This is a genomic window from Streptomyces lasalocidi (assembly GCF_005280215.1).
Taxonomy (GTDB): domain Bacteria; phylum Actinomycetota; class Actinomycetes; order Streptomycetales; family Streptomycetaceae; genus Streptomyces; species Streptomyces longwoodensis.
The window spans coordinates 6,134,573-6,160,566 of sequence record NZ_SZNQ01000001.1; the positions used below are offsets into that span (position 1 = coordinate 6,134,573).

At 74.0% G+C, this 25,994-nt stretch carries 23 protein-coding genes and 2 pseudogenes; 13 read left to right on the forward strand and 12 right to left on the reverse strand.

Annotated features, from left to right (window positions below; all coding sequences use genetic code 11):
* Positions 1–38 precede the first annotated feature (38 nt).
* Together E4U91_RS27675 and E4U91_RS27680 are read right to left on the reverse strand one after the other, a co-directional pair.
* Positions 39–1,673 (reverse strand): AMP-binding protein, encoded by a 1,635-nt coding sequence (locus E4U91_RS27675; RefSeq protein WP_422070913.1) that lies wholly within the window; start codon positions 1,671–1,673, stop codon positions 39–41.
* Positions 1,670–3,343: an AMP-binding protein gene (locus E4U91_RS27680; RefSeq protein WP_137309348.1), complete on the reverse strand. Its 1,674-nt coding sequence runs from the start codon at positions 3,341–3,343 to the stop codon at positions 1,670–1,672. The genes E4U91_RS27675 and E4U91_RS27680 overlap by 4 nt, the downstream gene beginning before the upstream one ends.
* 210 nt (positions 3,344–3,553) lie before the next feature.
* Here E4U91_RS27680 and E4U91_RS27685 point away from each other — a divergent pair, with 210 nt between their 5' ends.
* From E4U91_RS27685 to E4U91_RS39945, 3 genes and pseudogenes are all read left to right on the forward strand, one after another.
* On the forward strand, positions 3,554–4,393 hold the full coding sequence (locus E4U91_RS27685) for a helix-turn-helix transcriptional regulator (RefSeq protein ID WP_168218168.1): 840 nt from the start codon (positions 3,554–3,556) through the stop codon (positions 4,391–4,393).
* A 140-nt stretch (positions 4,394–4,533) separates the two neighbouring features.
* Complete coding sequence (locus tag E4U91_RS27690; protein ID WP_137309349.1) at positions 4,534–7,356, forward strand: helix-turn-helix transcriptional regulator; 2,823 nt, start codon at positions 4,534–4,536, stop codon at positions 7,354–7,356.
* Between the two features lie 150 nt (positions 7,357–7,506).
* Positions 7,507–7,650: pseudogene (locus E4U91_RS39945) on the forward strand (trypsin-like serine protease); the annotation flags it as partial.
* A 154-nt stretch (positions 7,651–7,804) separates the two neighbouring features.
* Here E4U91_RS39945 and E4U91_RS27700 read toward each other — a convergent pair.
* Both E4U91_RS27700 and E4U91_RS27705 read right to left on the reverse strand, forming a co-directional pair.
* Entirely contained in the window at positions 7,805–8,911 is a 1,107-nt protein-coding gene (locus E4U91_RS27700) for a winged helix DNA-binding domain-containing protein (protein ID WP_137309350.1), read from the reverse strand.
* A gap of 77 nt (positions 8,912–8,988) precedes the next feature.
* Positions 8,989–9,693: a hypothetical protein gene (locus tag E4U91_RS27705; protein WP_137309351.1), complete on the reverse strand. Its 705-nt coding sequence runs from the start codon at positions 9,691–9,693 to the stop codon at positions 8,989–8,991.
* A 202-nt stretch (positions 9,694–9,895) separates the two neighbouring features.
* Between E4U91_RS27705 and gcl the strand changes: the two genes are divergently transcribed.
* Entirely contained in the window at positions 9,896–11,680 is a 1,785-nt protein-coding gene (gene gcl / locus E4U91_RS27710) for a glyoxylate carboligase (protein ID WP_137309352.1), read from the forward strand.
* A 262-nt stretch (positions 11,681–11,942) separates the two neighbouring features.
* On the opposite strand, the gene E4U91_RS27715 is transcribed toward gcl, so the two are convergent.
* The 3 genes from E4U91_RS27715 to E4U91_RS27725 all read right to left on the reverse strand — a co-directional run bounded on the left by E4U91_RS27715 (position 11,943) and on the right by E4U91_RS27725 (position 14,566).
* Positions 11,943–12,191 carry a hypothetical protein gene (locus E4U91_RS27715; protein ID WP_422070914.1) on the reverse strand — a complete coding sequence of 83 codons (249 nt, stop codon included), beginning with the start codon at positions 12,189–12,191 and terminating at the stop codon, positions 11,943–11,945.
* 533 nt (positions 12,192–12,724) lie between these two features.
* Entirely contained in the window at positions 12,725–13,639 is a 915-nt protein-coding gene (locus E4U91_RS27720) for a 2-hydroxy-3-oxopropionate reductase (RefSeq protein WP_137309353.1), read from the reverse strand.
* A gap of 87 nt (positions 13,640–13,726) precedes the next feature.
* Complete coding sequence (locus E4U91_RS27725; RefSeq protein WP_137309354.1) at positions 13,727–14,566, reverse strand: TIM barrel protein; 840 nt, start codon at positions 14,564–14,566, stop codon at positions 13,727–13,729.
* 154 nt (positions 14,567–14,720) lie between these two features.
* Between E4U91_RS27725 and E4U91_RS27730 the strand changes: the two genes are divergently transcribed.
* The 7 genes from E4U91_RS27730 (at position 14,721) to E4U91_RS27760 (ending at position 20,499) form a co-directional block, all read left to right on the forward strand.
* Complete coding sequence (locus tag E4U91_RS27730; RefSeq protein ID WP_067229708.1) at positions 14,721–14,969, forward strand: YkoF family thiamine-binding protein; 249 nt, start codon at positions 14,721–14,723, stop codon at positions 14,967–14,969.
* Entirely contained in the window at positions 14,966–15,334 is a 369-nt protein-coding gene (locus E4U91_RS27735; RefSeq protein ID WP_137309355.1) for a helix-turn-helix domain-containing protein, read from the forward strand. Before E4U91_RS27730 ends, E4U91_RS27735 begins: the two co-directional genes overlap by 4 nt.
* 157 nt (positions 15,335–15,491) lie before the next feature.
* Positions 15,492–16,004, forward strand: coding sequence for a 2-oxo-4-hydroxy-4-carboxy-5-ureidoimidazoline decarboxylase (uraD, locus tag E4U91_RS27740; protein WP_137309356.1), 513 nt, complete (start codon positions 15,492–15,494; stop codon positions 16,002–16,004).
* Positions 16,005–16,008: 4 nt separating this feature from the next.
* Entirely contained in the window at positions 16,009–16,413 is a 405-nt protein-coding gene (gene uraH / locus E4U91_RS27745) for a hydroxyisourate hydrolase (protein WP_137309357.1), read from the forward strand.
* 4 nt (positions 16,414–16,417) lie between these two features.
* Complete coding sequence (gene pucL, locus E4U91_RS27750; protein ID WP_137309358.1) at positions 16,418–17,347, forward strand: factor-independent urate hydroxylase; 930 nt, start codon at positions 16,418–16,420, stop codon at positions 17,345–17,347.
* A gap of 133 nt (positions 17,348–17,480) precedes the next feature.
* Positions 17,481–18,860, forward strand: coding sequence for an 8-oxoguanine deaminase (locus tag E4U91_RS27755; protein WP_137309359.1), 1,380 nt, complete (start codon positions 17,481–17,483; stop codon positions 18,858–18,860).
* Positions 18,861–19,137: 277 nt separating this feature from the next.
* Complete coding sequence (locus E4U91_RS27760; protein ID WP_137311023.1) at positions 19,138–20,499, forward strand: nucleobase:cation symporter-2 family protein; 1,362 nt, start codon at positions 19,138–19,140, stop codon at positions 20,497–20,499.
* A 40-nt stretch (positions 20,500–20,539) separates the two neighbouring features.
* Here the strand turns inward: E4U91_RS27760 and E4U91_RS27765 are convergent, their stop codons facing one another.
* Positions 20,540–21,340 carry an AraC family transcriptional regulator gene (locus E4U91_RS27765; protein ID WP_137309360.1) on the reverse strand — a complete coding sequence of 267 codons (801 nt, stop codon included), beginning with the start codon at positions 21,338–21,340 and terminating at the stop codon, positions 20,540–20,542.
* Between the two features lie 95 nt (positions 21,341–21,435).
* On the opposite strand from E4U91_RS27765, the gene E4U91_RS27770 reads away from it, so the two are divergent.
* Positions 21,436–22,287, forward strand: coding sequence for an SDR family oxidoreductase (locus tag E4U91_RS27770; RefSeq protein ID WP_137309361.1), 852 nt, complete (start codon positions 21,436–21,438; stop codon positions 22,285–22,287).
* On the opposite strand, the pseudogene E4U91_RS39100 reads toward E4U91_RS27770, so the two are convergent.
* The 4 genes and pseudogenes from E4U91_RS39100 to E4U91_RS27790 form a co-directional block, all read right to left on the reverse strand.
* A pseudogene (locus E4U91_RS39100) lies at positions 22,196–22,600 on the reverse strand (hypothetical protein); the annotation flags it as partial. The gene E4U91_RS27770 and the pseudogene E4U91_RS39100 overlap by 92 nt on opposite strands.
* 25 nt (positions 22,601–22,625) lie before the next feature.
* Positions 22,626–23,270, reverse strand: a complete 645-nt coding sequence (locus E4U91_RS27780) for a hypothetical protein (RefSeq protein ID WP_137309362.1) — start codon at positions 23,268–23,270, stop codon at positions 22,626–22,628.
* A gap of 125 nt (positions 23,271–23,395) precedes the next feature.
* Positions 23,396–23,995, reverse strand: a complete 600-nt coding sequence (locus E4U91_RS27785; RefSeq protein WP_137309363.1) for a histidine phosphatase family protein — start codon at positions 23,993–23,995, stop codon at positions 23,396–23,398.
* 20 nt (positions 23,996–24,015) lie between these two features.
* The gene (locus tag E4U91_RS27790) at positions 24,016–25,224 is read right to left on the reverse strand and encodes a pyridoxal phosphate-dependent aminotransferase (RefSeq protein WP_137309364.1); all 1,209 of its coding nucleotides are present in this window, start codon (positions 25,222–25,224) and stop codon (positions 24,016–24,018) included.
* Between the two features lie 81 nt (positions 25,225–25,305).
* Here E4U91_RS27790 and E4U91_RS27795 point away from each other — a divergent pair, with 81 nt between their 5' ends.
* Positions 25,306–25,932, forward strand: coding sequence for a winged helix-turn-helix transcriptional regulator (locus E4U91_RS27795; protein ID WP_137309365.1), 627 nt, complete (start codon positions 25,306–25,308; stop codon positions 25,930–25,932).
* Positions 25,933–25,994 lie beyond the last annotated feature (62 nt).

A 25,994-nucleotide genomic window follows, 5' to 3' on the forward strand; every position in this document is an offset into this window, starting at 1 on the left:
TGGAGCCCCATGTCAGGGTGCGAATGATCGCGGGCGCCCTACGCGCCGTACGCCTCCCGCAGTTCCACCTTGCGGACCTTTCCCGACACCGTCATCGGGAACGCGTCCAGCACCTGCAGCCTGCTGGGGACCTTGTAGTGGGCGAGCCGCCCCGCGCAGAAGGCGCGCACCTCCTCCAGGGTCGGCGGGTCGGTCGGGTCGCGCGGGATGACGCAGGCCAGCACCTCCTCGCCGTAGGTGGCGTGCGGCACGCCCACCACCTGCACGTCCCTGACCTTGGGGTGGCCGTAGAGGAACTCCTCGACTTCCCGCGGGTAGATGTTCTCGCCACCCCGGATGATCATGTCCTTGATGCGGCCGACGATCTCGACGTACCCGTCCGGGCGCATCACCGCGAGGTCGCCGGTGTGCATCCAGCGGGCCGCGTCGACGGCCTCGGCGGTCTTCTCCGGCTCCTGCCAGTAGCCGAGCATCACGCTGTAGCCGCGGGTGCACAGCTCGCCCGCCGTGCCGCGCGGCAGGGTGACGCCGGTGACCGGGTCGACGACCTTGACCTCCAGGTGGGGCAGCACCCGCCCGACCGTGGCCGTGCGGTGCTCCAGGCCGTCGTCGACGCGGGTCTGCAGCGACACCGGCGAGGTCTCGGTCATGCCGTAGCAGATGGAGACCTCCTCCATGTGCATCTCCGCCATCACCCGCTTCATCACCTCCACCGGGCAGGGCGAGCCCGCCATGATGCCGGTGCGCAGGGACGACAGGTCGTACGACGCGAAGTCCGGCAGGTTCAGCTCGGCGATGAACATGGTCGGCACCCCGTACAGCGAGGTGCAGCGCTCCCGCTGGACGGCCTCCAGGGTCGCCGCCGGGTCGAAGGAGGGCGCCGGGATCACCAGGCACGCGCCGTGCGAGGTGGCCGCCAGGTTGCCCATGACCATGCCGAAGCAGTGGTAGAAGGGCACCGGCACGCACACCCGGTCCTGCTCGGTGTAGGAGATCAGCTCCCCGACGAAGAAGCCGTTGTTGAGGATGTTGTGGTGGGAGAGCGTGGCGCCCTTGGGGAAGCCGGTGGTGCCCGAGGTGTACTGGATGTTGATCGGGTCGTCGCAGGACAGCTCGTCGTACGTCACGTCCGGTCGCGCCCGGCCCAGCAGCGCCTCCCAGCTCGGGTCGCCGATGTACACGACCTCGCGCAGCGCGGGGCACCGGCCGCGCACCTGGTCGACCATCGCCCGGTAGTCGCTGCCCTTGTGGCTGAGGGAGGCGACCAGCAGGCACACGCCGGCCTGGTTGAGGACGTACTCCACCTCGTGGGTGCGGTAGGCCGGGTTGATGTTCACCATGATCGCGCCGATGCGGGCGGTGGCGTACTGGACGAGCACCCACTCGGGGCAGTTGACGGCCCAGATGCCCACCCGGTCGCCCTTGGCGACGCCGGTCACGCGCAGCGCCCGCGCCAGTTCCTCGACCGCGGCCCCGAACTGCGCGTACGTCCAGCGCCGCCCCGAGGCCACGTCGACCAGGGCCTCGCGGTCCGGCCAGGCGGCGACGGCCCGGTCCAGGTTCGCCCCGATGGTGTCGCCGAGCAGGACGGTGTCGCCGGTGCCGTGGGCGTACGACAGCGGCGTCGGGGGCGTCGGGGGCGTCGGGGGCGGCGGGGGCGTGGGGGCGCTCACCGGAAGTCCTCCTCGCGGTACTCGTCGGCCGACCCGGCGGCCGTGGCCTCGCGCAGCTCGATCCGGCGGATCTTGCCGGACACCGTCTTGGGCAGCGGGGCGAACTCCAGGCGCCGGATGCGCTTGTAGGGCGCCAGCACCTGGCGGGAGTGTTCGAACAGCGCCTTCGCGGTGTCCGGGCCCGGCTCCCAGCCCTCGGCGAGCACCACGTACGCCTTCGGCACGGCGAGGCGCACCTCGTCCGGCGCGGGCACGACCGCGGCCTCGGCGACCGCCTCGTGCTCCAGCAGCGCGCTCTCCAGCTCGAACGGGCTGATCTTGTAGTCGGAGGCCTTGAAGACGTCGTCGGCGCGGCCGACGTAGGTGATGTAGCCGTCCTCGTCCCGGGAGCCGATGTCGCCGGTGCGGTAGTAGCCGCCGGCCATCACCTCCGCGGTGCGGTCGGCGTCACCGTGGTAGCCGGCCATCAGGCCGACCGGGCGCTCGGACAGGTCCAGCGCGATCTCGCCCTCGGTGGCGCCGGGCGCGCCGGAGACCGGGTCGAGCAGTTCCACCCGGTAGCCGGGGCTGGGGCGGCCCATGGAGCCCGTCTTCAGCGGCTGGCCGGGCGGGTTGGCGACCTGCACGGCCGTCTCCGTCTGTCCGAAGCCGTCCCGGACGGTCACGCCCCAGGCCTGCCGCACCTGCTCGATGACCTCGGGGTTCAGCGGCTCGCCGGCCGCCACCACCTCGCGCGGCTTGGTGCGGAGCTGCGTCAGGTCGGCCTGGATGAGCATCCGCCACACGGTCGGCGGCGCGCAGAACGTCGTCACGCCCGCCCGGTCCATCTCGGCCATCAGCCGGGCCGCGTCGAAGCGCGTGTAGTTGTGGATGAAGACGGTCGCCTCGGCGTTCCACGGCGCGAACAGGTTGGACCAGGCGTGCTTGGCCCAGCCGGGCGAGGAGATGTTCAGGTGCACGTCGCCGGGGCGCAGCCCGATCCAGTACATCGTGGCCAGGTGGCCGATCGGGTACGAGGTGTGGGTGTGCTCGACCAGCTTGGGGCGGGCGGTGGTGCCGGAGGTGAAGTACAGCATCAGCGGGTCGTCGGCCAGGGTCGGCCCGTCGGGCAGGAACTCGGCGGGCGCCGCGTAGACGTCCTCGTACGGCTCCCAGCCCTCCCGGGGCAGGCCGCCGACGCTGATGCGGGTGTACGTGCCCGGCACGTCGTCGAACTTGCCGGTGTCCTCGGCCCGCACGATCACGTGCCCGACCCGGCCGCGCTCGACGCGGTCGCGCAGATCGGCGGGGCCCAGCAGCGGGGTGGCCGGGATGACGACGGCCCGCAGCTTCATCGCCGCGAGCGCGGTCTCCCACAGCTCGACCTGGTTGCCCAGCATCACCAGGATGCGGTCCTCGGCGCCCACGCCCCGGTCGCGCAGCCAGTTCGCGGCGCGGTCCGAGCGCTCGGCCATCTCCGCGAACGAGACCCGGACCTCGGAGCCGTCCTCCTCCACGATGTGCAGGGCGGTGCGGTCGTTGCCGTCCGCGATGACGTCGAACCAGTCGAGGGCCCAGTTGAACCGCTCGGGCCGGGGCCAGCCGAACCCCTCGTACGCCGTGGCCCAGTCCGCGCGGTGTTCCAGCAGGAAGTCCCGTGCCCTGCGGAAACTCTCCGTCGCCGTCGTCATCCGTCCTCCTCGTTCAGGTGGCCGCCCGTCTCCGGGACGCCCGCCGGTGCCCGGACGGTCCCGGTGCCCGCCGACGCACTCCCGCGGTACCGGACCATTGCCGGACGGCTCTCTGCCATCGTGTAATCCGTGATGCAGGTCTCACTACCCCCGAACGGGGGTGTGCGCGGCGCAACGACACGGCCCGGCCGCGGGGAGAGGGCGGAACAGGTGGCAGCAGACGCGTCCGGAACGGTGTTGATGCGCGGCGCGCTGGCGCGGCTGCGGCGCGCCACGGGACTGCCGGTGGCCTTCGGCGGGCTGGTGGAGCCCGGGCAGCGGCGGGTGCGCCTGAGCGAACTGAGCGGCGCGGCCACGTTCGCGCTGCGCGGCCTCGCGGTGACCTCGGGCAACGGCCTGGGCGGCAAGACCCTGGCGCTGTCCCGGCCGTGCGCGGTGACGGACTACTCGCTGTCCCGGCAGATCAGCCACGAGTACGACGCGGCGGTCGCCGAGGAGGGACTGCGCTCGGTGGTCGCGGTCCCGGTGGTCGTACGGCGCCGGGTGCGCGGGGTGCTGTACGGCGCGCTGCGCACCGCCCAGCCGCTGGGCGACCGCACGCTGGGCGCGGCCGTGGACGCGGCGCGCGACCTGGAGCAGGCGCTGGTCGTCCAGGAGCAGGCCCACGACCTGCTGGCGGCGGCCCGCCCGCGGGACACGCCGCCCGGGACGCCGGGCCCGGGGCCCGGCTGGGAGCAGGTCCGCGAGGCGCACGCGGCCCTGCGCGCGCTGGCCCCGCGCATCACCGACCCCGCGCTGCGCGAGGAGCTGCTCACCGCGTGCGGCCTGCTGACCACGGGCGTGCCGGACGGCGGGGTGACGCTGGCCCCGCGCGAGCTGGACGTGCTGTCCTGCGTGGCGTCCGGCGCGACCAACGCGGTGGCCGCCGCCCGGCTGGGGCTGCGCCCGGAGACCGTCAAGGGCTATCTGCGCTCGGCCATGCGCAAGCTGGGCGCCCACACCCGGGGGGAGGCGGTGGCCGCGGCACGGCGGGCGGGACTGCTGCCCTGATCCCCGCACAGGTGGCCGACGGACAGGTGACCGAATTTCTCCCCGCGGCCGCCTGTTATATCCCTCACCACACCGTGCCTCCGAAATTCAATGAGACGTTGCCTAGAATTTGGCTCGAACACGACACACGGAGGGGAGCGGTGACCGTGCGACGGGACTTCCAGGAGTCTGCCCGATGCCGCTCCGACCTGGTCATCGGCCGGGACGAACTGGTGACCGCGGCCCGCGACCAACTGGCCCGCGGCGGCAGCGTGCTGCTCCACGGCCCGGCCGGAATAGGAAAGTCCACCGTGCTGCGCGCTTTGGCCGCGGATTACGGCGAGACGGCGCGCGTGTTGCGCTGCTCGGCGACCGAGTCCGAATCCCACCTGCCCTTCCTGGCGCTGGCAGACCTGCTCGGCCTCGTCCTGGAGGAGGTGGCCGGCAAGCTCCCCACGGCCCAGCGCACCGCCCTGGAGTCGGCGCTGACCGGACGAGGCGAATCGACTCTGCAGAACGACGGGCTCGCCCTGCGCCTCGCCGTGCTCTCCGCGCTGCGCGCCCTGGCCGCCGACGGCCCCGTCCTGGTCGTCGCCGACGACCTCCAGTGGCTGGACGCCGCCAGCGCCGAACTCCTCGGCTTCGCCGCCCGCCGCCTCGGCGACACGCCCGTCCAGCTGCTCTGCGCGGTGCGCACCGAGGGCCAGGAGTACGACCGTCACCTGCGCGCCAGTCCGCCGGACACCCTCGCCGTCCGCCTCGACCCGCTCTCCCGCGGCCAGATCTCCGCCCTGCTCGACCACCGCGGCTACACCGACCTGCCCCGCTCCACCGTCCGCGAGATCCACCGCACCAGCGGCGGCAACCCGCTGTTCGCGCTGGAGCTCGGCCGCGCCCTCGGCGAGAACCCCACCCCGCCCCGGCCCGGCGAGCCGCTGCCGGTGCCGACCTCGCTGCGCGCCCTGGTGCTCAGCCGCCTCGACATGCTCTCCGCCGACGCCCGCCGCACCCTGCTCGTCGCCAGCGCCGGCGCCCGCCCCACCCTGGGCCTGCTGCGCGCGGCCGGCCGCGAGAACGCCGAGGCCGAGACCACCCAGGCCGCCGCCCTCGGCCTGCTCGCCACCGAGCCCGAGGGCCCCGCCGTCCGGTTCGCGCACCCGCTGATCTCCGCCGCCCTGTACGCCGAGGCACCCGCGCGGGAACGGCGGGCCGCGCACGCGGCGCTGTCCACCGCGGCCTCCGACCCCATCGAGCGGGCCCGCCACCTCGCCCTCGCCACCACCGGCACCGACCCGGACGTCGCCGCCCGCCTGGCCGGCGCCGCGGCCCTGGCCCGGGAGCGCGGCGCCCCCTCCGTCGCCGCCGCGCTCGGCCTGCTCGCCGCCCGGCACACCCCCGCCGAGGGCACCCCCGGCCCCGACGAGCGGCGCCTGCAGGCCGCCGAGGACGCCATCACCGCCGGCGAGACCGACCTCGCCCGGGACATCGCGCACGACGTGCTGGGCCGCGCCACCGCGGGGGCGGCCCGGGTGCGGGCCTGGATGGTGGTCATCGAGTCCGCCGGGCAGTCCCTCGGCGACGTCGACGCGGTCTTCCCGCAGGTGCTCGCCGACGCCGGGGACGACCCCCGGCTGCTCGCCCTGGTCCACTACCAGCTGGCCTGGCGCGGACTGGTCGTCGAGGGCGACTTCGCCGAGGCCCGCCAGGAGGCCGCGCACGCGGCGGAGCTGGCCGCCCGCGGCGGCGACCGGCGCACCGAGCTGATGGCGCTGTCCTTCCAGGCGTCGACCGAGACCCTGATGGGTCACCCGGACGCCCCGGCCACCATCAAGAAGGCCCTGCGCGAACCCCAGGACCCGTACGTCGCCTGCCACCACAACGGCGCCGGCGCCGCCCGCTTCCGCTGGCTGCTGATGAGCGACCAGCTCCCCGAGGCCCGGACGACCATCACCGCGCTGCTGCGCGAGGTGCGCCGGCGGGGCATGGTCGAGAGCGAGGTCCACTTCCAGCGCTTCCTCGCCGACACCGAGCTGCGCTCCGGGCACTGCGGACGCGCCCTGGACCTGGCCCGCGAGAGCCTGCGCCTGGCCCGCGACGCCGGCATCGGACTGGGCGCCTCCGCGATGCTCGCCTCGCTCGCCGAGGCGTCCGGCGGCGACGTCGACCGGGCCCTGGTGCTGGCCCGGGAGGCCGCCGGGCGGGCCGAGGAGGACGGCGACCAGATGTACCTCTCGCGCGCCCTGGCCGCCCTCGGCTACGCCCAGCTGGTCGCCGGGGACGCGGCGGGCGCGGTCGGCTCGCTGCGCCGGGTGCGCGAGCTGGAGCACGGCCTCGGCATCAACGACCCCGCGCGCGGCCGCTGGCAGGGCGACCTCGCCGAGGCGCTGGTGCGCATCGGGGAGGTCGGCGAGGCGCAGGACCTCATCGACGTCACCAGGGCGCACGCGCTGCGGCTCGGCCGGGAGAGCGTGCTCGCGGTGCTGGACCGCGCGGAGGCGCTGGTGCGGGCGGCGCGCGGGGGGACCGAGGACGCCGTCGGCCGCCTGACGTCCGTCCAGGACCGGCTCGCCAAGCTGGGCTACGGCCTGGAGGAGGCCCGGGCCGCGTTCGCGCTGGCCCGGCTGCGCGCCACCCCCGGGTCCGGCCCGGCGTCGTACGACGAGGCGGCCCGGCTGTTCCGGCGCTGCCGCGCGCTGCCGTGGCTGCGGCAGGTGGAGCGGGAGGCGTCGGCGGACGCGGAGCCGCAGCCCCCGGCGCCGCCCGCGGCGTCGGTGCCCGCCTCGGACGCGCTGGAGGGGCTGGCGGCGATGGAGCGGCAGGTGGCGGCGCTGGTGATGGAGGGCGCCACCAACCGGGAGATCGCCGCCCGCCTGTTCATCAGCGTCAAGACCGTCGAGGCGACCCTCACCCGCGTCTACCGCAAGCTCGGCATCCGCTCCCGCGTGGACATCGTGCGCCTGGCGGCGGGACGGCACGCGACGTAGCGGGCGGAGGCCGGCCGTCCGGTCCGACCGAGGGTTTTCCCTGCCCCAAGTCCCTTAGGGGGTTCCCTCATTGGGGCCTCGGCGGGCCGGCCCTAGGTTGAGTGACGTGCCGCTGGCCCGGGCACACGGGGGCCGGTCCCGCGGTCCCCGTGCACACGCTCCCCGCCCGCGCGACGCACCGACGACCACAGCACACGCCGATCCACTTCCGGCGACCGAGTCTCCTGCCAGGGCGACAGCGGCGGTCCCCCGTTCTTCGGGGGCGTCCTGGCAGGGATCACTTCCCGTGGCGCCCTCCGGCCCGCGCCACCGGGACGCACGACTCCTGGGCAGCGCCCGGGTGACGAACCAGGGGGCGCTGCGGGCCTCCACGAGCGGCCCGCAGCGCCCCCTCTCCACCGTGCGTCCCCCTCTCCACGTGCGTCCCCCCTCGCCCCGGGCGGCGCCCTCAGGTGCGGACCGTCCCGAACCGGATGTCGTACGACGTCCCCGGATGCATCACCGTCAGCATCCGCTCGGCCTCCTCGACCACCTCCGCGCGCGCCCGCCGCGCCAGCGGGTCGAAGGGCTCGACGACCAGCGCCTGCCCGTCCAGCTTCCACACGCCCGCCAGGAAGCCGTCGACGAGGAGCGTGCGGTACGCCTGGTTGCCCTGCCAGTGCCGGCCCCGGTGGGCCGGCGGGACGACCCGGGTCCGGTCGGCGTGGGACAGGAGGAGGTTGTCGAACTCGGGCAGGAAGCGCGGCGGGGCCGGGGTGTCCGGGTCGGGGCGCGGGGCGTCGGGCAGGTCGAACAGTTCGGTGCCGTCCTCGGCGCGGAAGGTGACGAGCCGGGGCCGCAGCCGTTCGAACGCGTCGCGCAGCCGGGTCAGCCCGGCCCAGGTCTGCATGTCCTTCACGGAGGCGGGTCCGAACGCGGCCAGGTAGCGCACGACGACCGCCTCCGGCTCCGGGGCCGGTCCGGCCGGGCGGCCCAGCCAGCGCTCGGCGGTGGTCAGGGCGACCTGGCCGCTGCGGCCCCACAGGCCGCGCGGGGTGACCTGGACGAGCGGCAGCCGGCAGCGTGCCGCGACGGCCAGGGACTGCGGGTCGGCGTCCGGCCACTCGGTGCTCAGCGCCGCACGCAGCTGCGCCATGGTGCGCGGCTCGCCCTCCACCAGTTCGCGGGTGAGCGCGGCGAGCCGGTCGAGGTCGACGCCGGTCAGCCCCGTGCGGAAGGAGGCCAGCTCGCGGTCGCGGGCGGGCTGCACCAGCGGGCGCAGGGTGAGGCAGTCGTCGGCGGTGTGGGTGTGGATGGTCGAGCGCAGGGTGACGATGCGGACGACCTCGCGGTCGGCCATCAGCCGTGAGAGCGCCTCGGGGGCGAAGCCGTCGAGCCGGGCGGCCAGCGCGTAGTACGGCGGCTTGACGTTCTGCGCCTGGAGTCCGACGAGGTGCCGTACGGCGGCCGCCGCGGTCGACGAGGAGCGGCGCAGCAGCAGTTGGCGCTCCAGGGTGGCGCGGTTGAGGGCGCGGGTGCCGAGCACGGGGACCGGTGCGGACGTCGTCTTCGTCATGGGCGGCACGCTAGCGGGGGTTGCGGACAGGTTCCGTCCGCGAGGCGCACGCGTCCGGTGGGTCCGTTCCCGGGGGTTCAGGCGCCGTCGGTGTCGAGGGCGTCGGCGGCGGGGTTGACCGGCCGCGGGATGCCGGTGAGGTCGAGCGCGAAGAGGGGGACGCCGAGGCGGTCGGCGGCGGCGCGGGTGTCGTCGGCATACCCGGCGAGGGAGAAGTAGACGCAGCGGGCCGACTCCGTCATGGCGGTGAGCCACAGGCACTCCACGTCCCGCAGCGTGGCCGGCCGCACGCTCGGGTCGACCTGCGCGAGCAGGCCGGGGGCCGCGAGCCCGATCCCGGCGGTCGGCCGCTGATCGGCCCGCCGGATGTCCCGGAACCCGAGCGCGCGCAGGTACAGCACGGTGGCGGTCACGGCGTCGCGGGCGGTGCGGATGATCAGGGGGTGCGCGGGGCGGCGGGCGCGGGGGGAGTCCGGTGCGGGCGCGGCGCCCGGGTCGCCGCCGCCCGTGTCCACGGACGCCGTTCCGCTCACGGGCAGGCGCAGGACCGTGCCGCACGGGCAGCCCAGCTCCGGGTGGGGCCACTGGGCGGGGCGGGCGCAGCGCGGGCAGTGCAGGGTGATCCACTCCTCGGCCCAGGCGCGGTGGAGCACGACCGCCGGGGGCGCCGCGCCGTCGAGGAGCGGGGTGACGGCGGCCCCGCACGCACAGGGCCAGGCCGGCACGGCGTACAGGCGCTCGCGTCGGCAGGCCGGGCAACGCACCGGCACGCTCTCGGACATGGCCCACTCCAGGGCGTCGCGGCGGACAGCGGTCCCATGGTGCTCCACCGGGCGCCGCCGTGTCCGACTCTTGACGGCCTTGGTCCACCCCCCTACATTACTTCCAGATAGTAGAAGTTAATTTCCGCTATACGGAAGTGCTGACCCTGGGGCGCGACGGGAGAGCTCATCCGGCAGCCGACAGTCGAAGCAGGAGTACGCGATGGCTCGCATGACCGCTGCCCGTGCGGCAGTTGAGATCCTCAGGCGCGAGGGCGTCACGGCCGCGTTCGGCGTCCCGGGCGCGGCGATCAACCCCTTCTACGCGGCGCTCAAGGCGTCCGGGGGCATCACCCACACACTCGCCCGCCACGTCGAGGGCGCCTCACACATGGCCGAGGGATACACCCGCACCCGGCCGGGCAACATCGGCGTGTGCATCGGCACCTCGGGACCGGCCGGCACCGACATGATCACCGGCCTGTACTCCGCCATCGGTGACTCGATCCCGATCCTGTGCATCACCGGCCAGGCCCCGACCGCGGTGATCCACAAGGAGGACTTCCAGGCCGTCGACATCGCCTCGATCGCGCGGCCCGTCACCAAGATGGCGGTGACCGTGCTGGAGGCCGCACAGGTCCCCGGCGTGTTCCAGAAGGCGTTCCACCTGATGCGCTCCGGGCGCCCGGGCCCCGTCCTGATCGACCTGCCGGTCGACGTCCAGCAGACGGAGATCGAGTTCGACCCGGAGACGTACGAGCCGCTGCCGGTCTACAAGCCGGCCGCCACCCGCGCCCAGATCGACAAGGCGCTCGCGATGCTGAACGCCGCCGAGCGCCCGCTGATCGTGGCCGGCGGCGGGGTCATCACGGCCGACGCGTGCGAACTGCTCGTGGAGTTCGCGGAGTTGACGGGCGTTCCGGTGGTCCCGACCCTGATGGGCTGGGGCGCGCTGCCCGACGACCACGAGCTGAACGCCGGCATGGTCGGCCTGCAGACCTCGCACCGCTACGGCAACGCGACGTTCCTGGAGTCGGACTTCGTCCTCGGCATCGGCAACCGCTGGGCCAACCGCCACACCGGCAAGCTGGACGTCTACACCGCAGGCCGCACGTTCGTGCACGTCGACGTCGAACCGACCCAGATCGGCCGCATCTTCGCCCCCGACTACGGCATCGCCTCCGACGCCGGGGCCGCCCTGGAGCTGTTCGTCGAGGCGGCCCGGGAGGCGCAGCGGGCGGGCCGGCTGCCCGACCGCGCCGACTGGGCGGCCACCGCGCAGGAGCGCCGGGCCACGCTCCAGCGCCGCACGCACTTCGACGACGTGCCGATCAAGCCGCAGCGCGTCTACGAGGAGATGAACAAGGCGTTCGGCCCCGAGACGCGCTACGTCTCCACCATCGGGCTCTCGCAGATCGCGGGCGCGCAGATGCTGCACGTCTACCGGCCCCGGCACTGGATCAACTGCGGCCAGGCCGGCCCGCTCGGCTGGACGATCCCGGCGGCGCTGGGCGTCGCCACGGCCGACCCGGAGGCCCAGGTCGTGGCCCTGTCCGGCGACTACGACTTCCAGTTCATGATCGAGGAACTGGCGGTCGGGGCGCAGCACAAGATCCCCTACGTGCACGTGCTGGTCAACAACTCCTACCTCGGCCTGATCCGCCAGGCGCAGCGGGCGTTCGACATCGACTTCGAGGTCAAGCTGGAGTTCGAGAACATCAACTCGCCCGAACTGGGCGTCTACGGCGTCGACCACGTCAAGGTCGCCGAAGGGCTCGGCTGCAAGGCGATCCGCGTGACCGACCCCGGCGACCTGGGCGCCGCCTTCGAGCAGGCCAAGAAGCTCGCCGCCGAGTTCCAGGTCCCGGTCGTGGTGGAGGCGATCCTGGAACGGGTCACCAACATCGCGATGTCCACCACCAACGACATCGGCAACGTCGTCGAGTTCGAGGAGCTGGCCACGGAGCCGTCCCACGCCCCGACGTCGATCAGGCCCCTGAAGTCCTGAGCCGGCCGGCGGCCCACCGCACCGCCCCGGGGACGAAATGTCCCCGGGGCGGACGTGTGTGCCGGGCACCGGGTCCCGGGCCCCGCGGCGGGAGGGAGGGTGCGGAGCCCGCCTCCCCCGTGTCGGCGGGCCCCGCATGACAGCAAAATGCCCCGCGGGACGGGCGGTTGAAGCGCGTTCCCCGGGGTTCAGAGGTTGATTTGAGGTTGGCGTAGCCGTCGGTACGGCCCTTGGTGTAGGCGGTGGCTCAGGGCCCGGTGTCCTACTGCTCGTGGGGGGCCGACAGGCCCGGCCAGTCGTCGGGGCCGCCGCCCTGCCATTCGACGAAGTCGTCGTCCGCCACGTCGGTGACGTACAGGTCGGCCAGGCGCAAAATCTCGGCGACGTCGTCCTCGTGGCCGGCGGTCCCCAGGGTCTCGCCGTCCGCGGTGACCCGTCGTGAGCCGTCCAGGGCCGGGGGGTGCACCACGACGTGCGGGTGCTCCGTGCGGTGCGGGATGCCTTCGGACATGCCTCCAGAGTGCGGCGGGCGGGGCCCGCGCGCACTCCGGGAGGTGGTGGCCGTCCGACGGCGCGAGGCTGGGCGCGACAGGACGTTCGCGCCGCCGGACGGGGCCGGTGGGGGAGGGAAGTGGGGAGGAGGGGCGGGACCGCGGCGGTCGCGACGGACGCGCCGGTCCCCTCCCTCTGGTCGAGAGGGGAGCCGCCGGTCCTTCACCACCGCACTGGCTCGCGCACCGCCGCGGTCCGCGCCCTGCCCGCCGTGCCGGGCGATCACCCCTCATCCGGATCGCTCGGCCGCGGGTCGTGCGCGCCCGGGGCCCGGCCTCCCCGCCGGGTCCCGGACGCGGCCTCATGGCCGGTCGGCGCGCAGGGCGCGGACCGGCTCCCCACGCGGGGCCGCGTGAGCGGCGGCGTGGGACGGGCCAGGTCGTTCATGTGCCGTACGTCGGCGGTGCGCCGACGCGGGCGTACCGGGCGGCGCCGGCGCCTGGGCGCGACACGACAGATGTCAGCGCCGGCACCGCCCGGGGTTCAGGGGGATCAGACCTGTGCGCCCGACAGGCGCTCCACGGCCCGCAGCAGGGCCGAGTGGTCCAGGCCGCCGTCGCCCTGGGCGCGCAGGGAGGCGACCAGCTGGGCGACGACCGCGCCCACGGGCAGGGCCGCGCCGACGGTGCGGGCGGCGTCGGTGACGATGCCCATGTCCTTGTGGTGCAGGTCGATGCGGAAGCCCGGCCCGAAGTCGCGCCGCAGGAAGTTGTCCTTCTTGCGGGTCAGCACCGTCGAGCCCGCGAGACCGCCGTTGAGCACGTCCAGCGCGGCCCGGAGGTCCACGCCCGACTTCTCCAGGAAGACCACGGCCTCGGCGCACGCCTGGATGTTGACGGCGACGATCAGCTGGTTGGCGGCCTTCACGGTCTGGCCGGAGCCGTGCGGGCCGCACAGCACGATCGTCCTGCCGAGGGCGTCGAACACCGGCCGGGCCTCGTCGAAGTCGGCCCGCTCGCCGCCGACCATGATGGACAGCACGGCCTCGATCGCGCCGGCCTCACCGCCGGACACCGGGGCGTCCAGCACCCGGATGCCCTTGTCGCGGGCCCGGGCGGCGAGGTCGACCGAGGTCTGCGGGGTGATCGAGGACATGTCGATCAGGAGGGCGCCGGAGCGGGCGTTCTCCAGGATGCCGTCGGGACCGTAGGCGATGGCCTCGACCTGCGGGGACGCGGGGACCATGGTGATCACCACGTCGGCGTCCCGCACCGCCTCGGCGACGGAGCCGGCGGCCCTGCCGCCGGCGGCGGCCAGCCGGTCCAGCTTGTCCTGCTCCAGCGTGTAGCCGGTGACGTCGTACCCCGCCTTGATCAGGTTCTCGGCCATGGGGGAGCCCATGATGCCGAGGCCGATCCAGGCGATCTTCGGGAGGTCCCGGCGGGAGGAGTCGGTGGGCGTGCTCATGAGGGTGCCTCTCTGGTGTGCTGCGGGAGGGGACGGGGAGGGGGCGGCTGAAGAGCGGCCGCCAGGGGCTTCGGGGGGCGTTCGCGGCTAGCGCGCGGCGCGCCGGTCCGCCGGCAGCCAGTCGAACGCCTCCGCGCTCGGCCGGTCGCCCGGCTTGTACTCCAGGCCGACCCAGCCCTCGTAGCCCGCCTTCGCCAGCCGGTCGAGGAGGTCCTCCAGCGGCAGCGAGCCCGTTCCCGGTGCGCCGCGGCCCGGGTTGTCGGCGATCTGCACGTGGCCGGTCCTCGCCGCGTAGCGGTCGATCACCGCCGGCAGGTCCTCGCCGTTCATGGACAGGTGGTACAGGTCCATCAGGAACCGGGCGTTGCCCAGCCCCGTCGCCTCGTTGACCCGGTCGACGACCGCGACCGCGGCCGGTGCTGACACCAGCGGGTAGCGCGGGGACTCGGGGGCGTTGAGCGCCTCGATCAGCAGGACCGCGCCGATCCGGTCGGCGGCCCGGGCCGCGCGCACCAGGTTCTCCAGCGCGAGGGCGTCCTGCTCGGCCGGGTCGACACCGTCGACGCGGTTGCCGTACAGGGCGTTGAGCGCCGTGCAGCCCAGGGACTGCGCGAAGTCGGCGGCCACGTCGATGTTGGCGCGGAACCGCTCGGACTCCTCGCCCGGCAGCGACAGGGCGCCGCGGTCCGGGCCGGGCAGTTCACCGGCGTAGAAGTTCAGCCCCGTGAGCCGCACGCCCGCGTCCTCGACGGCCCTGCGCAGGGCGTCGAGCTCGGAGCGCTCGGGGGTGGGGGTGTCGATCCAGGGCCACCACAGCTCGACCGCGGTGAAGCCGGCCGCCGCGGCGGCCGCGGGGCGCTCCAGGAGCGGGAGTTCCGTGAAGAGGATCGACAGGTTGACGTTGAAGCGCTGGTCTGCGAATCCCATCGGATGCCGCGCTCCCTTCCGTGTCGATATTCTCGAAGTGCTCAATATTCCGTATAGCGGAAGTTTGTTTCTGCTTATTGGAAGACTGCCGTCGGGGGTCCCGGCTTGTCAAGAGGCCTCGGCGGATGCCGTCGCCGCGGGTTAGGTTGAGCGCGTGCGATTGCGAGTGGAGTTCACGACCGAGCCCTTCGACCTGGACGAGGCGCCGGCGCACGCCCTGGTGGCGCGCGAGGTCATCGAGGCGGCCGGGCTCGACGCGGTCGACGTCGGGCCGTTCGGCAACACCGCCGAGGGGAGCGCCGACGCCGTCCTGACGGCCCTGGACACCGTGCTGCGCAGGACGCTGGAGGCCGGCGCCACCCGGATCTCCCTCCAGGTCAACGTCCTCGGGGAGGAGCGGTGAGCGGCGCCGCGGACGAACCCTTCATCACGGCCGTGAAGCCGCTGGTCGACGCCATGGGCGGGGAGCTGCTCCCGCCGGACGAGGCCGGCCCCGACGACGTGGTGCTCTCCTGGCAGGGGTCCGAGGTGCTCGCCGTGCGCCTGCCCCAGCTCGCCGACTCCCTCGACCACATCCTCGCCGCCATGGAGCGCAAGCGCGGCAAGCCGCTGGCCGACCTCGACCGCAAGGCCAAGCAGGAGGTGGTGCGCGTGCTCGAGGCCCGCGGCGCCTTCTCGGTGCGCCACGGCGTGGAGACCGTGGCGAGCGCGCTCGGCGTCAGCCGCTTCACCGTCTACAACTACCTGAACCGCGAGAAGGGCAGCTGACGGACGGGAGGTCGGGTCCGGTGCCGTCACGCATGGGTGCGGTGACCGGCGGGCGTTGTCACGGCGAATTTTCAACAAAGTGTTGACGTCGTCACACGAGGGGCGTTAGCTAGCCGCAGCCCGTTCCGACCAGGCCGAGACGGCCACGGAGGCTCCCGTGACTTCCACTTCCACGCCCCCGGGCCTCGCCCGCTTCAACGATCTCACCGAGGCCGCGGCCCGCGCCGCCCTCCACGAGACCTGCGCCAGCACGGCCTGGGTGGACCGGCTGCTCGCCGCCCGCCCCTGCACCACCCCCGAGGACCTCTACGCCGCGAGCGACGCCGCCCTGGCCGAGCTGACCGGCGCCGACCTCGACGAGGCCATGGCCGGGCACCCGCCCATCGGACGGCCCCGGCCCGGCGACCCGACCTCCGCCCGCGAACAGCGCGGCATGGCCGGCGCCTCCGAGGACCTCAAGGCGCGGATGCTGGAACTGAACCTGGCCTACCAGGACCGGTTCGGCCACGTCTTCCTCATCTGCGCCACCGGCCTGAGCGCCGAGCAGATGCGCGCCGCGCTCGAGGAGCGGATCGGCAACGCGCCGGAGAAGGAGCGGGAGATCGTCCGCACCGAGCTGGGGAAGATCAACCGCATCCGCCTGGCCCGACTCGTCGAAGAGGACGCCTGACACCATGAGCACCAGCACCACCGCCTCCGTGTCCACGCACATCCTGGACACCTCCATCGGCCGCCCCGCCGCGGGCGTCGGGGTCGGCCTCGCGGCCCGCGCCGGCCGGGACGCCGACTGGCGGGAACTCGGCGGCTCGGCGACCGACGCCGACGGCCGGTGCAAGGACCTGCCGGCCCTGCCGGAGGGCACCACCCACGTACGGCTCCACTTCGCGCTGGAGCCCTACTTCGCAACAGTCCAGCCCCAGCAAGCCGATGCGCAGCAGGACGCCCCCGCGACTCGGGACAGCGGTGCCGGGGTGTTCTTCCCGGAGGTGGCGATCACGTTCGCCGTCGTACCGGGCGAGCACTACCACGTACCGCTGCTGCTCAACCCGTTCGGCTACTCCGTTTACCGAGGGAGCTAGCTACATGACCGTTCAGCCCAGCCCGTCCCGCCCCGGCCGCCCCGTGCTCCTCGGCCAGAACCAGTACGGCAAGGCCGAGAACCGGGTCGTCAGGATCACGCGGGACGGCGACACCCACCACATCAAGGACCTCAACGTCTCGGTGGCGCTCAGCGGCGACATGGACGACGTCCACCACTGCGGCTCCAACGCGAACGTGCTGCCGACCGACACCACCAAGAACACGGTGTACGCGTTCGCCAAGGAGCACGGCATCGCCTCCGCCGAGCAGTTCGGCATCCACCTCGCCCGGCACTTCGTCACCAGCCAGGAGCCCATCCACCGGGCCCGCATCCGCGTCGAGGAGTACTCCTGGGAGCGGATCGAGCACCACGGCCGCGGCGCCCACTCCTTTGTCCGCGCCAACCAGGAGACCCGGCTGGCGCAGATCACCTACGACGGCACGTCGTGGGAGGTCGTCTCCGGACTGAAGGACCTGGTCGTGATGAACTCGACCGACTCCGAGTTCCACGGCTTCGTCAAGGACAAGTACACGACGCTGCCCGAGGCCCACGACCGCATCCTCGCCACCCAGGTGTCCGCCCGCTGGCGGTTCAACTGGACCGACGACGCCCAGCAGGCCCCCGACTGGGAGACCTCCTACGCCGAGACCCGCCGGCACATGCTGGAGGCGTTCGCCGAGACCTACTCCCTCTCGCTCCAGCAGACGCTGTACGAGATGGGCGCGCGCATCGTCGAGCACCGCGACGAGATCGACGAGGTGCGCTTCTCCCTGCCGAACAAGCACCACTTCCTCGTCGACCTCGAACCCTTCGGGCTCAAGAACGACAACGAGGTCTACTTCGCCGCCGACCGCCCCTACGGCCTGATCGAGGCGACCGTCCTGCGCGAGGGCCGCCCCCAGCTGATCCCGGCGGACCTCACCAACCTCTGACCGACCCCTGCGACCGACCCCGGTCCCTCGGCACCCGTGGCCGGGCGCCCCGAGCTCCCGGCCACGGCACTCAAACTCCCCAGGGTCCTGCCGTGCCCTAGCCCCACAGTCCAGTCAGCGAGAAGGACGCACCATGGCAGCAGGCCAGCGCACCGTCATAGAGAACTGCGCGATCGCCACCGTCGACGCCCACGACACCGAGTACGCGAGCGGACACGTCGTCCTCGCCGGCGACCGCATCGAGTCGCTCGGCGCGGGCCCGGCCCCCGAGGGCCTCCAGGACGTCGTGCGGCGGATCGACGCCACCGGGCACCTGGTCACACCCGGCCTGGTCAACACCCACCACCACTTCTACCAGTGGATCACCCGGGGCCTGGCCACGGACCACAACCTCTTCGACTGGCTGGTCGCGCTGTACCCGACGTGGGCGCGCATCGACGAGCCGATGGTCCACGCGGCCGCCCAGGGCTCCCTGGCGATGATGGCCCGCGGCGGGGTCACCACCGCCATGGACCACCACTACGTCTTCCCGCACGGCTCCGGCGACCTGTCCGGCGCGATCATCGGCGCCGCCCGGGACATGGGCGTGCGCTTCACCCTGGCCCGCGGCTCCATGGACCGCAGCGCCAAGGACGGCGGCCTGCCGCCGGACTTCGCCGTCGAGACCCTCGAGGGCGCGCTCGCCGCCACCGAGGAGACCGTCCGCCGGCACCACGACTCCTCCTTCGAGGCGATGACCCAGGTCGCCGTCGCGCCCTGCTCGCCCTTCTCCGTCTCCACCGAACTGCTGCGCCAGGGCGCGGGGCTGGCCCGCCGCCTCGGGGTCCGGCTGCACACCCACGGCTCGGAGACGGTGGAGGAAGAGAAGTTCTGCCACGAGCTGTTCGGGATGGGCCCGACCGACTACTTCGAGTCCACCGGCTGGCTCGGCCAGGACGTGTGGATGGCGCACTGCGTCCACATGAACGACTCCGACATCGCCGCCTTCGCCCGCACCCGCACCGGCGTCGCCCACTGCCCCTCGTCCAACGCCCGGCTCGCGGCGGGCATCGCCCGGGTGCCGGACATGCTCGCGGCCGGCGTCCCGGTCGGCCTCGGCGTCGACGGCACCGCGTCCAACGAGTCCGGCGAACTGCACACCGAACTGCGCAACGCGCTGCTGATCAACCGCCTCGGCGCCCACCGCGAGGCCGCGCTGAACGCCCGGCAGGCGCTGCGCCTGGGCACCCACGGCGGCGCGCAGGTCCTCGGCCGCGCGGACGCGATCGGCTCGCTGGAGCCGGGCAAGCTGGCCGACCTGGTGCTGTGGCGGATGGATACCCTCGCCCACGCCTCCATCGCCGACCCGGTCACCGCGCTGGTGTTCGGCGCGGCGGCACCGGTCACCGCGTCCTTCGTGAATGGCCGTCAGATTGTCGAGGACGGACGGCTGTTGACCGCCGACGAGGACGCCGTGGCGCGCACGACACGTGAGCAGGCCCGCCGACTGGCACGGATCTCCGCCCAGGGCTGACCCGCCGAGAACTCCGGCCGGGAGGGACGGCTCCCGGCCGGCGGCCGTGGACCCCAGCGGGGCCCATGGCGACCGGAACCGGGGCGCGCGTGCACACGTGCGCCCCGGGACGGTCACCGTCGCCCCGGGCCGGTCACCGGCCCGGGCTGGTCCCGCACGACCACACCCGCACCACCTCCCTGACACCCACGGCGTGGCTCCGCACGCCGTGTAACCGACCGGAGGAGCCGCAGTGGCCGCACCCCATCCCGTCGACGAGAAGCTCCCCCCGCTGAAGATGGCCACCACGGGCCTGCAGCACGTGGCCGCCATGTACGCGGGAGTCGTCGCCCCACCCCTGATCGTCGGCGCGGCCATCGGCCTGTCCGCCACCGACCTGACCTTCCTCACCGGCGCCTGCCTGTTCACCGCGGGCCTCGCCACGTTCCTGCAGACCCTGGGCGTCTGGAAGATCGGCGCCCGGCTGCCGTTCGTCAACGGCGTCACCTTCGCGGGCGTCGCCCCCATGACGGCGGTCGTCGCCTCCACGCACGACAAGTCCGACGCGCTGCCCATCATCTTCGGCGCGGTGATCGTCGCCGGGCTCCTGGGCTTCCTCGCGGCGCCCGTCTTCTGCAAGGCGGTCCGCTTCTTCCCGCCCGTCGTCACCGGCACGGTCATCACGCTGATCGGCGTCTCCCTGCTGCCGGTGGCCTTCAACTGGGCGCAGGGGCCCGACCCGGCGGCCGACGACTACGGTTCGGGCACCCACCTGGGCCTGGCGGGCGCGACCCTGCTGATCGTGCTGCTGCTGCGCCGCTTCACCCGGGGCTTCGTCAAGCAGATCGCCGTCCTGCTCGGCCTGATCGTCGGCACCCTGATCGCGATACCGTTCGGCGCCACCGACTTCGGGCCCGTCAGCGACGCGGCCGTGGTCGGCTTCCCGACGCCGTTCCACTTCGGCACCCCGCAGTTCCACCTCGCGGCGATCCTGTCGATGTGCGTCGTCATGGTCGTCTCGATGACCGAATCCACCGCCGACATGCTGGCGTTGGGCGAGATCGTCGAACGCCCGGCCGACGAGCGGACCATCGCCGCCGGCCTGCGCGCCGACACCCTCGGCTCGGCGCTGAGCCCGCTGTTCAACGGCTTCATGTGCAGCGCCTTCGCCCAGAACATCGGCCTGGTCGCGATGACGCGCATCCGCAGCCGGTACGTCGTCGCCACCGGCGGCGCCTTCCTGGTGCTGATGGGCCTGTGCCCGATGGCCGCGTCGCTGATAGCGGTCGTACCCCGGCCGGTGCTCGGCGGCGCCGGCGTGGTCCTGTTCGGCTCGGTCGCCGCCAGCGGCATCCAGACGCTGGTGCGGGCCGGCCTCGACAGGGACAACAACGTCCTGATCGTGGCCGTCTCCCTGGCCGTCGGCATCGTGCCGATCACCGCGCCGGAGTTCTACCACGCCTTCCCGGAGACCGCGCGGATCGTCCTCGACTCGGGCATCTCCACGGGCTGTGTGGCGGCCGTCCTGCTCAACCTGGTCTTCAACCACCTGGGCCGGGACACCGACGCCGCCGACGTCACGCACCCCATGGAAGCGGGGACGGAGCTCACCGGTGCGGCCACGGGGGTGGCGCCGCCGCACGCCCCGGCCACGCCCTGAGCCCCCGTTGCGCCCTCCGACGGGCCGCCCGCGCCGCGCCTCACCCCCGCGCGGCGCGGGCGGCCCGGCAGGGGGTGGTCGAGGGCAGCCGGCCCGTGAAGTACGAGCGCGGCGGCACGCCCATCAGGGCGCGGAAGTCGGCCGTCATGTGCGACTGGTCGTAGTAGCCGCTGGCCGCGGCCAGTTCCCCCCACGGGGAGGTCGGCGCGTGGGCGAGGACGTGGCGCACCCGGTCGATGCGGGCGAAGTACTTCGGCGAGACGCCCACGCCGTCGGTGAACAGGTTGCGCAACTGCCGTTCGCTGACCGCCAGTTCGCGCGCCACGTCGGCCACCCGGGCCGGGGGCAGACCCGGCCGGACGGACAGCGCGGCGACCCCGGCCCGCAGCAGCCCGGCCCGCTCCGCCTCGGCGCGGGACGGGCGCTCCGGCAGGACCCGGACCAGGTGGTCCGCCCACTCCTCGGGGGTCAGGTCGCGCCCGCCGTCCACCAGCCGGCGGGCCTCGCGGCCGGGCAGCTCGGCCAGCGCCACCGTACGCCCGGCCAGGTCGGCGGCCGCCACCCCGAACAGCGGCCGGGCCGCACCCGGTGCCAGCGAGAACCGCGCACAGGACGCCGGGCGTTCACTGGCGTGGTACGCCGCCCGGGTGCGCGGACCGATCACCAGGGCACCGGGCCGGCCGCCGGCCGCGACGCGCACCACGAGCTGCACCGCCGGGTCCGGGACGTAGGTGTACGGCTCGCCCGGCGTGCCGTCCGTCGCCGACACCGCGAACCGCGTGACGTAGGCCCGCAGTTGCTCGGGCAGGGGCTGGGCACGCTCGGCGACGGCGGAGGTCATGCCCCCACCGTACGGGCGCCCCGGCCCCGCACGGGCCGCGCAGCCGTGCCGGAATTTCCTAGCGGCCCGCCGCCCCCGCCGCGCACGGTGGGGGCATGATCCTCGTGACCGGTGCCACGGGCACCATCGGCAGTGAACTGGTACGACTCCTCACCGCGCGCGGCGAGGAGGTGCGCGCCCTGACCCGGGACCCCTCGGCGGGCCGGGTGCCGCCCGGCGCCGACGTGGTGCCCGGCGACTACCGCGACGCGGCCTCGCTGCGCGCGGCGATGGACGGGGTCGCGGCCGTCTTCCTGGTGGGCGTCCCGGGCCCGGACGCGCAGCACGACGAGGCGCTGGTGGCCGCGGCCCGCACGGCGGGCGTCGGCCGCCTGGTCAAGCTGTCCGCCATAGGCACCGGCGACCCGGACCTCGGCTCCTTCGGCGGCTGGCACGTGCCCGGAGAGCGGGCGGTGCGCGAGAGCGGGGCCGAGTGGACCGTCCTGCGGCCGTCGTCCTTCGCCTCCAACACCCTCAGCTGGGCGGGCGCGATCGGCGCGGGCGAGCCGGTGCCCAACATGTCGGGCGACGGGCGGCAGGGCGTGATCGACCCGCGCGACGTGGCCGAGGTGGCCGCGCGGGCCCTGCTCGACGCCGGGCACAGCGGGCGGACGTACACGCTGACCGGTCCGGAGGCGATCAGCGTCCCCGGACAGGCGGCGGTCCTCGCCGAGGTGCTCGGTCGGCCGGTCACCGCGCGGGACCTCTCCCCGGAGGACACCCGCGCCCACCTGGCCGCCTGGGGGCTGACCGAACGGGCGGCCGAGGACGTGCTGGCCGGCCTGGCCTACGCCCGCGAAGGCCGCAACGCCCTCATCACCGAGGACGTGCCGGCCGTGCTGGGCCGCCCGGCCCGCCCCTACCGCGCGTGGGCGCGGGACCACCGGGCGGCGTTCGACGGGGCGTGAGGCCGGGGGCTCGGTCGGGCTCGGCCGCCCGCTCCCGGAGCACCGTCGCCGCCAGGGCCAGCGCGCCCAGGGCGACGAAGGAGGCGACCCGGAAGGCGAGTCGGTACCCCTCGGCGGTCGCCGGGACCATCCCGGTCCCGTCGTCCAGGAGGGCGTCCGTGCGGCCGGCGGCCAGGGTGGACAGCACCGCAAGACCCAGTGAACCGCCCACCACCTGTGTGGTGTTGAACAGGCCGGAGGCGAGGCCGGCGTCCTCCGGTCGGGCGCCCGCCATCGCGAGGCCGGTCAGCGCGGGCATCGCAGCGGCGAACCCTAGTCCCTGGCGCGTGCGGCCTCGGTCACGCCCGGCGGGGTGAGGCCAGCAGGTAGCGGGCGCGGGTGCGGGGGTCGGTGTGCTCGCCGGTCTGCCAGCCCGCCGCCTCCAGGGTGACCGCGCAGGCCCGCAGGGCGGCCGCGTCGGAGGCGTGCACGGCGACCGCCTCCGGCTGCGGTGTGGCGCGCACCCGGTAGCCGTCCGTGGCGTCCGGGCCGGCCGGGCGATGACCGGCCGTCTCCAGGGCGAGCGCGGCGGCCTGCACGAGGTGCGCGCGCTCCCAGTCGCAGGGCCGGTCCGTGGCCCCGTCGCGCCGGGTCATCCGGCGCAGCTCCAGCAGGCCCTGCCAGGCGCTGTGCACCTCGCGGGCGCGGCGGGGCGAGGCGTCCGCGGTCTCCTCGCCCCCGATGCGCGCGCTGAACACCCCGCTGTCGGCGGCGGGCGCGGGCTGCCGGGCCGGGGCAATGGGGTCGGGCGGCCGGGCGAGGGACTCCCGCGTCCGGTGGCCGGCCGGGGTGAGGAAGTGGTCGTGCGGCGGCCGGGGGTGCCGGAAGGCCAGCCCACGCCCGACCAGCGCGGCGAGCTGCGCGGGCGTCCCGGTCAGCCGCCCGGTCACCGGATCGGCGCCCTCGATCATCCGCCGCTGGGCGACGGTCGGCGGACGACTCACGACACACTCCCTCCGGGCGGGCACTCCGCGCGCGCCGGGGCTCGCGCTGCGACGCCCGCCCTTCCCGACGCGACTCCTTGCCCGAAGGCTACGACGCGGGTCTGACAACCGGGCGGGGCCGTCCGTTACGCCGGCGGGCGGATGTTCCATCCCGCGATCACCGGGCGCCCGTGTTCCGTGCTCAGGCGGGACAGGGTGCCCGTGGCCAGTTGGAACAGGGCGCCGGAGGAGGGCGGGAGACCCAGCCAGCGGGCGGTCAGGACGCGGAGGAAGTGGCCGTGGGCGACCAGCACCACGCAGCCCTCGGTGTTGGCGAACGCCGCCTCCACCTTGGCCAGCGCCCGGTCGGCCCGGTGCCCGACCTGCTCCGGGCTCTCCCCGGGGTGGTCCGGCGGGCCCGGCGCGACCCCGTCGTCGAACAGGAACCAGCCCGGCCGGTCCCGTTGGATCTCGACGGTCGTGACGCCCTCGTAGCCGCCGTAGTCCCACTCGCGCAGGTCGGTGTCGACCCGCACGTCGTGCAGGCCGATCAGCTCGGCCGTCTCGCGCGCCCGCTGCAGAGGGCTGACGAACGCGGCACCGATGCGGTGGGAGCGGATGAGCGGCACCAGCCGCCGCGCCTCCCCGCGCCCCCGCTCGGTGAGCGGGACGTCCGTCGACCCGGTGTGCCGTCCGGACCGCGACCACTCGGTCTCTCCGTGCCGGACCAGGAAAAGATCACTCATGGCCCCAGGCTAGAGCGGCCTCACTGCCGGTACCCACCGAGGAACCGCCCGATCCGGCCGATCGCCGCCTCGAGGTCGTCCGCGTGGGGCAGGGTCAGGATGCGGAAGTGGTCGGGGGAGGGCCAGTTGAAGCCGGTGCCCTGCACGACCTGGATCTTCTCGCGCAGCAGCAGGTCCAGGACGAACCGCTCGTCGTCGTGGATCGGGTGGACCTTGGGGTCCAGACGCGGGAAGGCGTACAGCGCGCCCTTGGGCTTCACGCACGTCACGCCGGGGATCTCGTTCAGCTTCTCCCAGGCCACGTCGCGCTGTTCACGCAGCCGTCCGCCGGGCGCGGTGAGTTCGCGGATCGACTGGCGGCCGCCCAGCGCGGCCTGGATGGCGTACTGCGCGGGCGCGTTGGCGCACAGCCGCATGGAGGCCAGCATCGTCAGGCCCTCCAGGTAGTCCCGGGCGTGCTGCCTGGGGCCGGTGACCACGAGCCAGCCCGAGCGGAAGCCGGCCACCCGGTAGGTCTTGGACAGCCCGCAGAAGGTGAGGACCACCAGGTCGGGGGCGAGGGCGGCGGCCGAGTGGTGCACCGCGTCGTCGTAGAGGATCTGGTCGTAGATCTCGTCCGCGAAGACCATCAGGCCGTGGCGGCGGGCGAGGTCGAGGACGCCCTCGACGATCTCCTTGGGGTAGACCGCGCCGGTGGGGTTGTTGGGGTTGATGAGGACGACCGCCTTGGTGCGGTCGGTGATCTTCGACTCCATGTCGGCCAGGTCCGGGTACCACTCGGCCTGTTCGTCGCACAGGTAGTGGACCGCCTTGCCGCCCGCCAGCGTCGTCACGGCGGTCCACAGCGGGAAGTCCGGCGCGGGGATGAGGATCTCGTCGCCGTCCTCGACCAGCGCCTGCACGGCCATCGAGACCAGTTCGGACACGCCGTTGCCGAGGAACACGTCGTCGACGTCCACCGCGAGGCCGAGCGCCTGGTAGCGCTGGGCGACCGCCCGGCGGGCCGAGAGGACGCCGCGCGAGTCGGTGTAGCCGTGCGCCCGGGGCAGCATCCGGATCATGTCCTGGAGGATCTCCTCCGGCGCCTCGAAGCCGAACAGCGCGGGGTTTCCGGTGTTCAGGCGCAGCACGCTGTGCCCTGCTTCCTCCAGCGCGTTGGCGTGCTCGATCACCGGGCCGCGGATCTCGTAGCAGACCTCGCTCAGCTTGTTCGACTGCCGGAACTCCATGCGCCCCTCCGGGAACTCGTGTTGCTTGGTTTTACCAAGTAGGAGCTTGGAAAGTCCAACGACTTGTCTAGACTGCGTCGCATGTCACCTCGCCGAAGCTACGACCAGTACTGTTCCGCCGCCCGCGCGCTCGACGTCGTGGGCGACCGCTGGACCCTGCTGATCGTCCGGGAACTGCTCGCCGGTCCGCGCCGCTACACGGACCTGCACGCCGACCTGCCGGGCGTCAGCACGGACGTACTCGCCTCGCGGCTGAAGGACATGGAGAGGGACGGCCTGACCACCCGCCGCCGGCTGCCCCCGCCCGGCGCCGCCTACGTCTACGACCTCACCCCGCGCGGCCGGGAGCTGCTGCCCGTCCTCCAGGCCCTCGGGGCGTGGGGGCAGCCCGAGTTGGGGGAGCGGCGACCCACCGACGCCGTGCGCGCCCACTGGTTCGCCCTGCCCCTGCTGCGTGCCCTGGAAGGCCAGGGGCTGGTCGAAGTCCGGTTGGAGGAGGGCGAGTTCCACCTGCACGTCGGCGCCGAGGGCGGTCCGGTGTACGGCGACGGACCCGCTCCGGCGGAACCCGACGCGCGGCTGGTGCTGGACACCGCCACCTGCACGGCCGTCGCGCGGGGTGAGGTGCGCGTGCCCGACGCCGTGCGCGAGGGCCGGATCGAGGTGACCGGCGAGGGCGCCCTCGCCAAGGCCCTGCGCGAGGCGTGACCGGCCGGAGGGGTGCCCGCCGCACGTCCTGGACGAGGAGAAGGGCCCACCGCGACATGCGG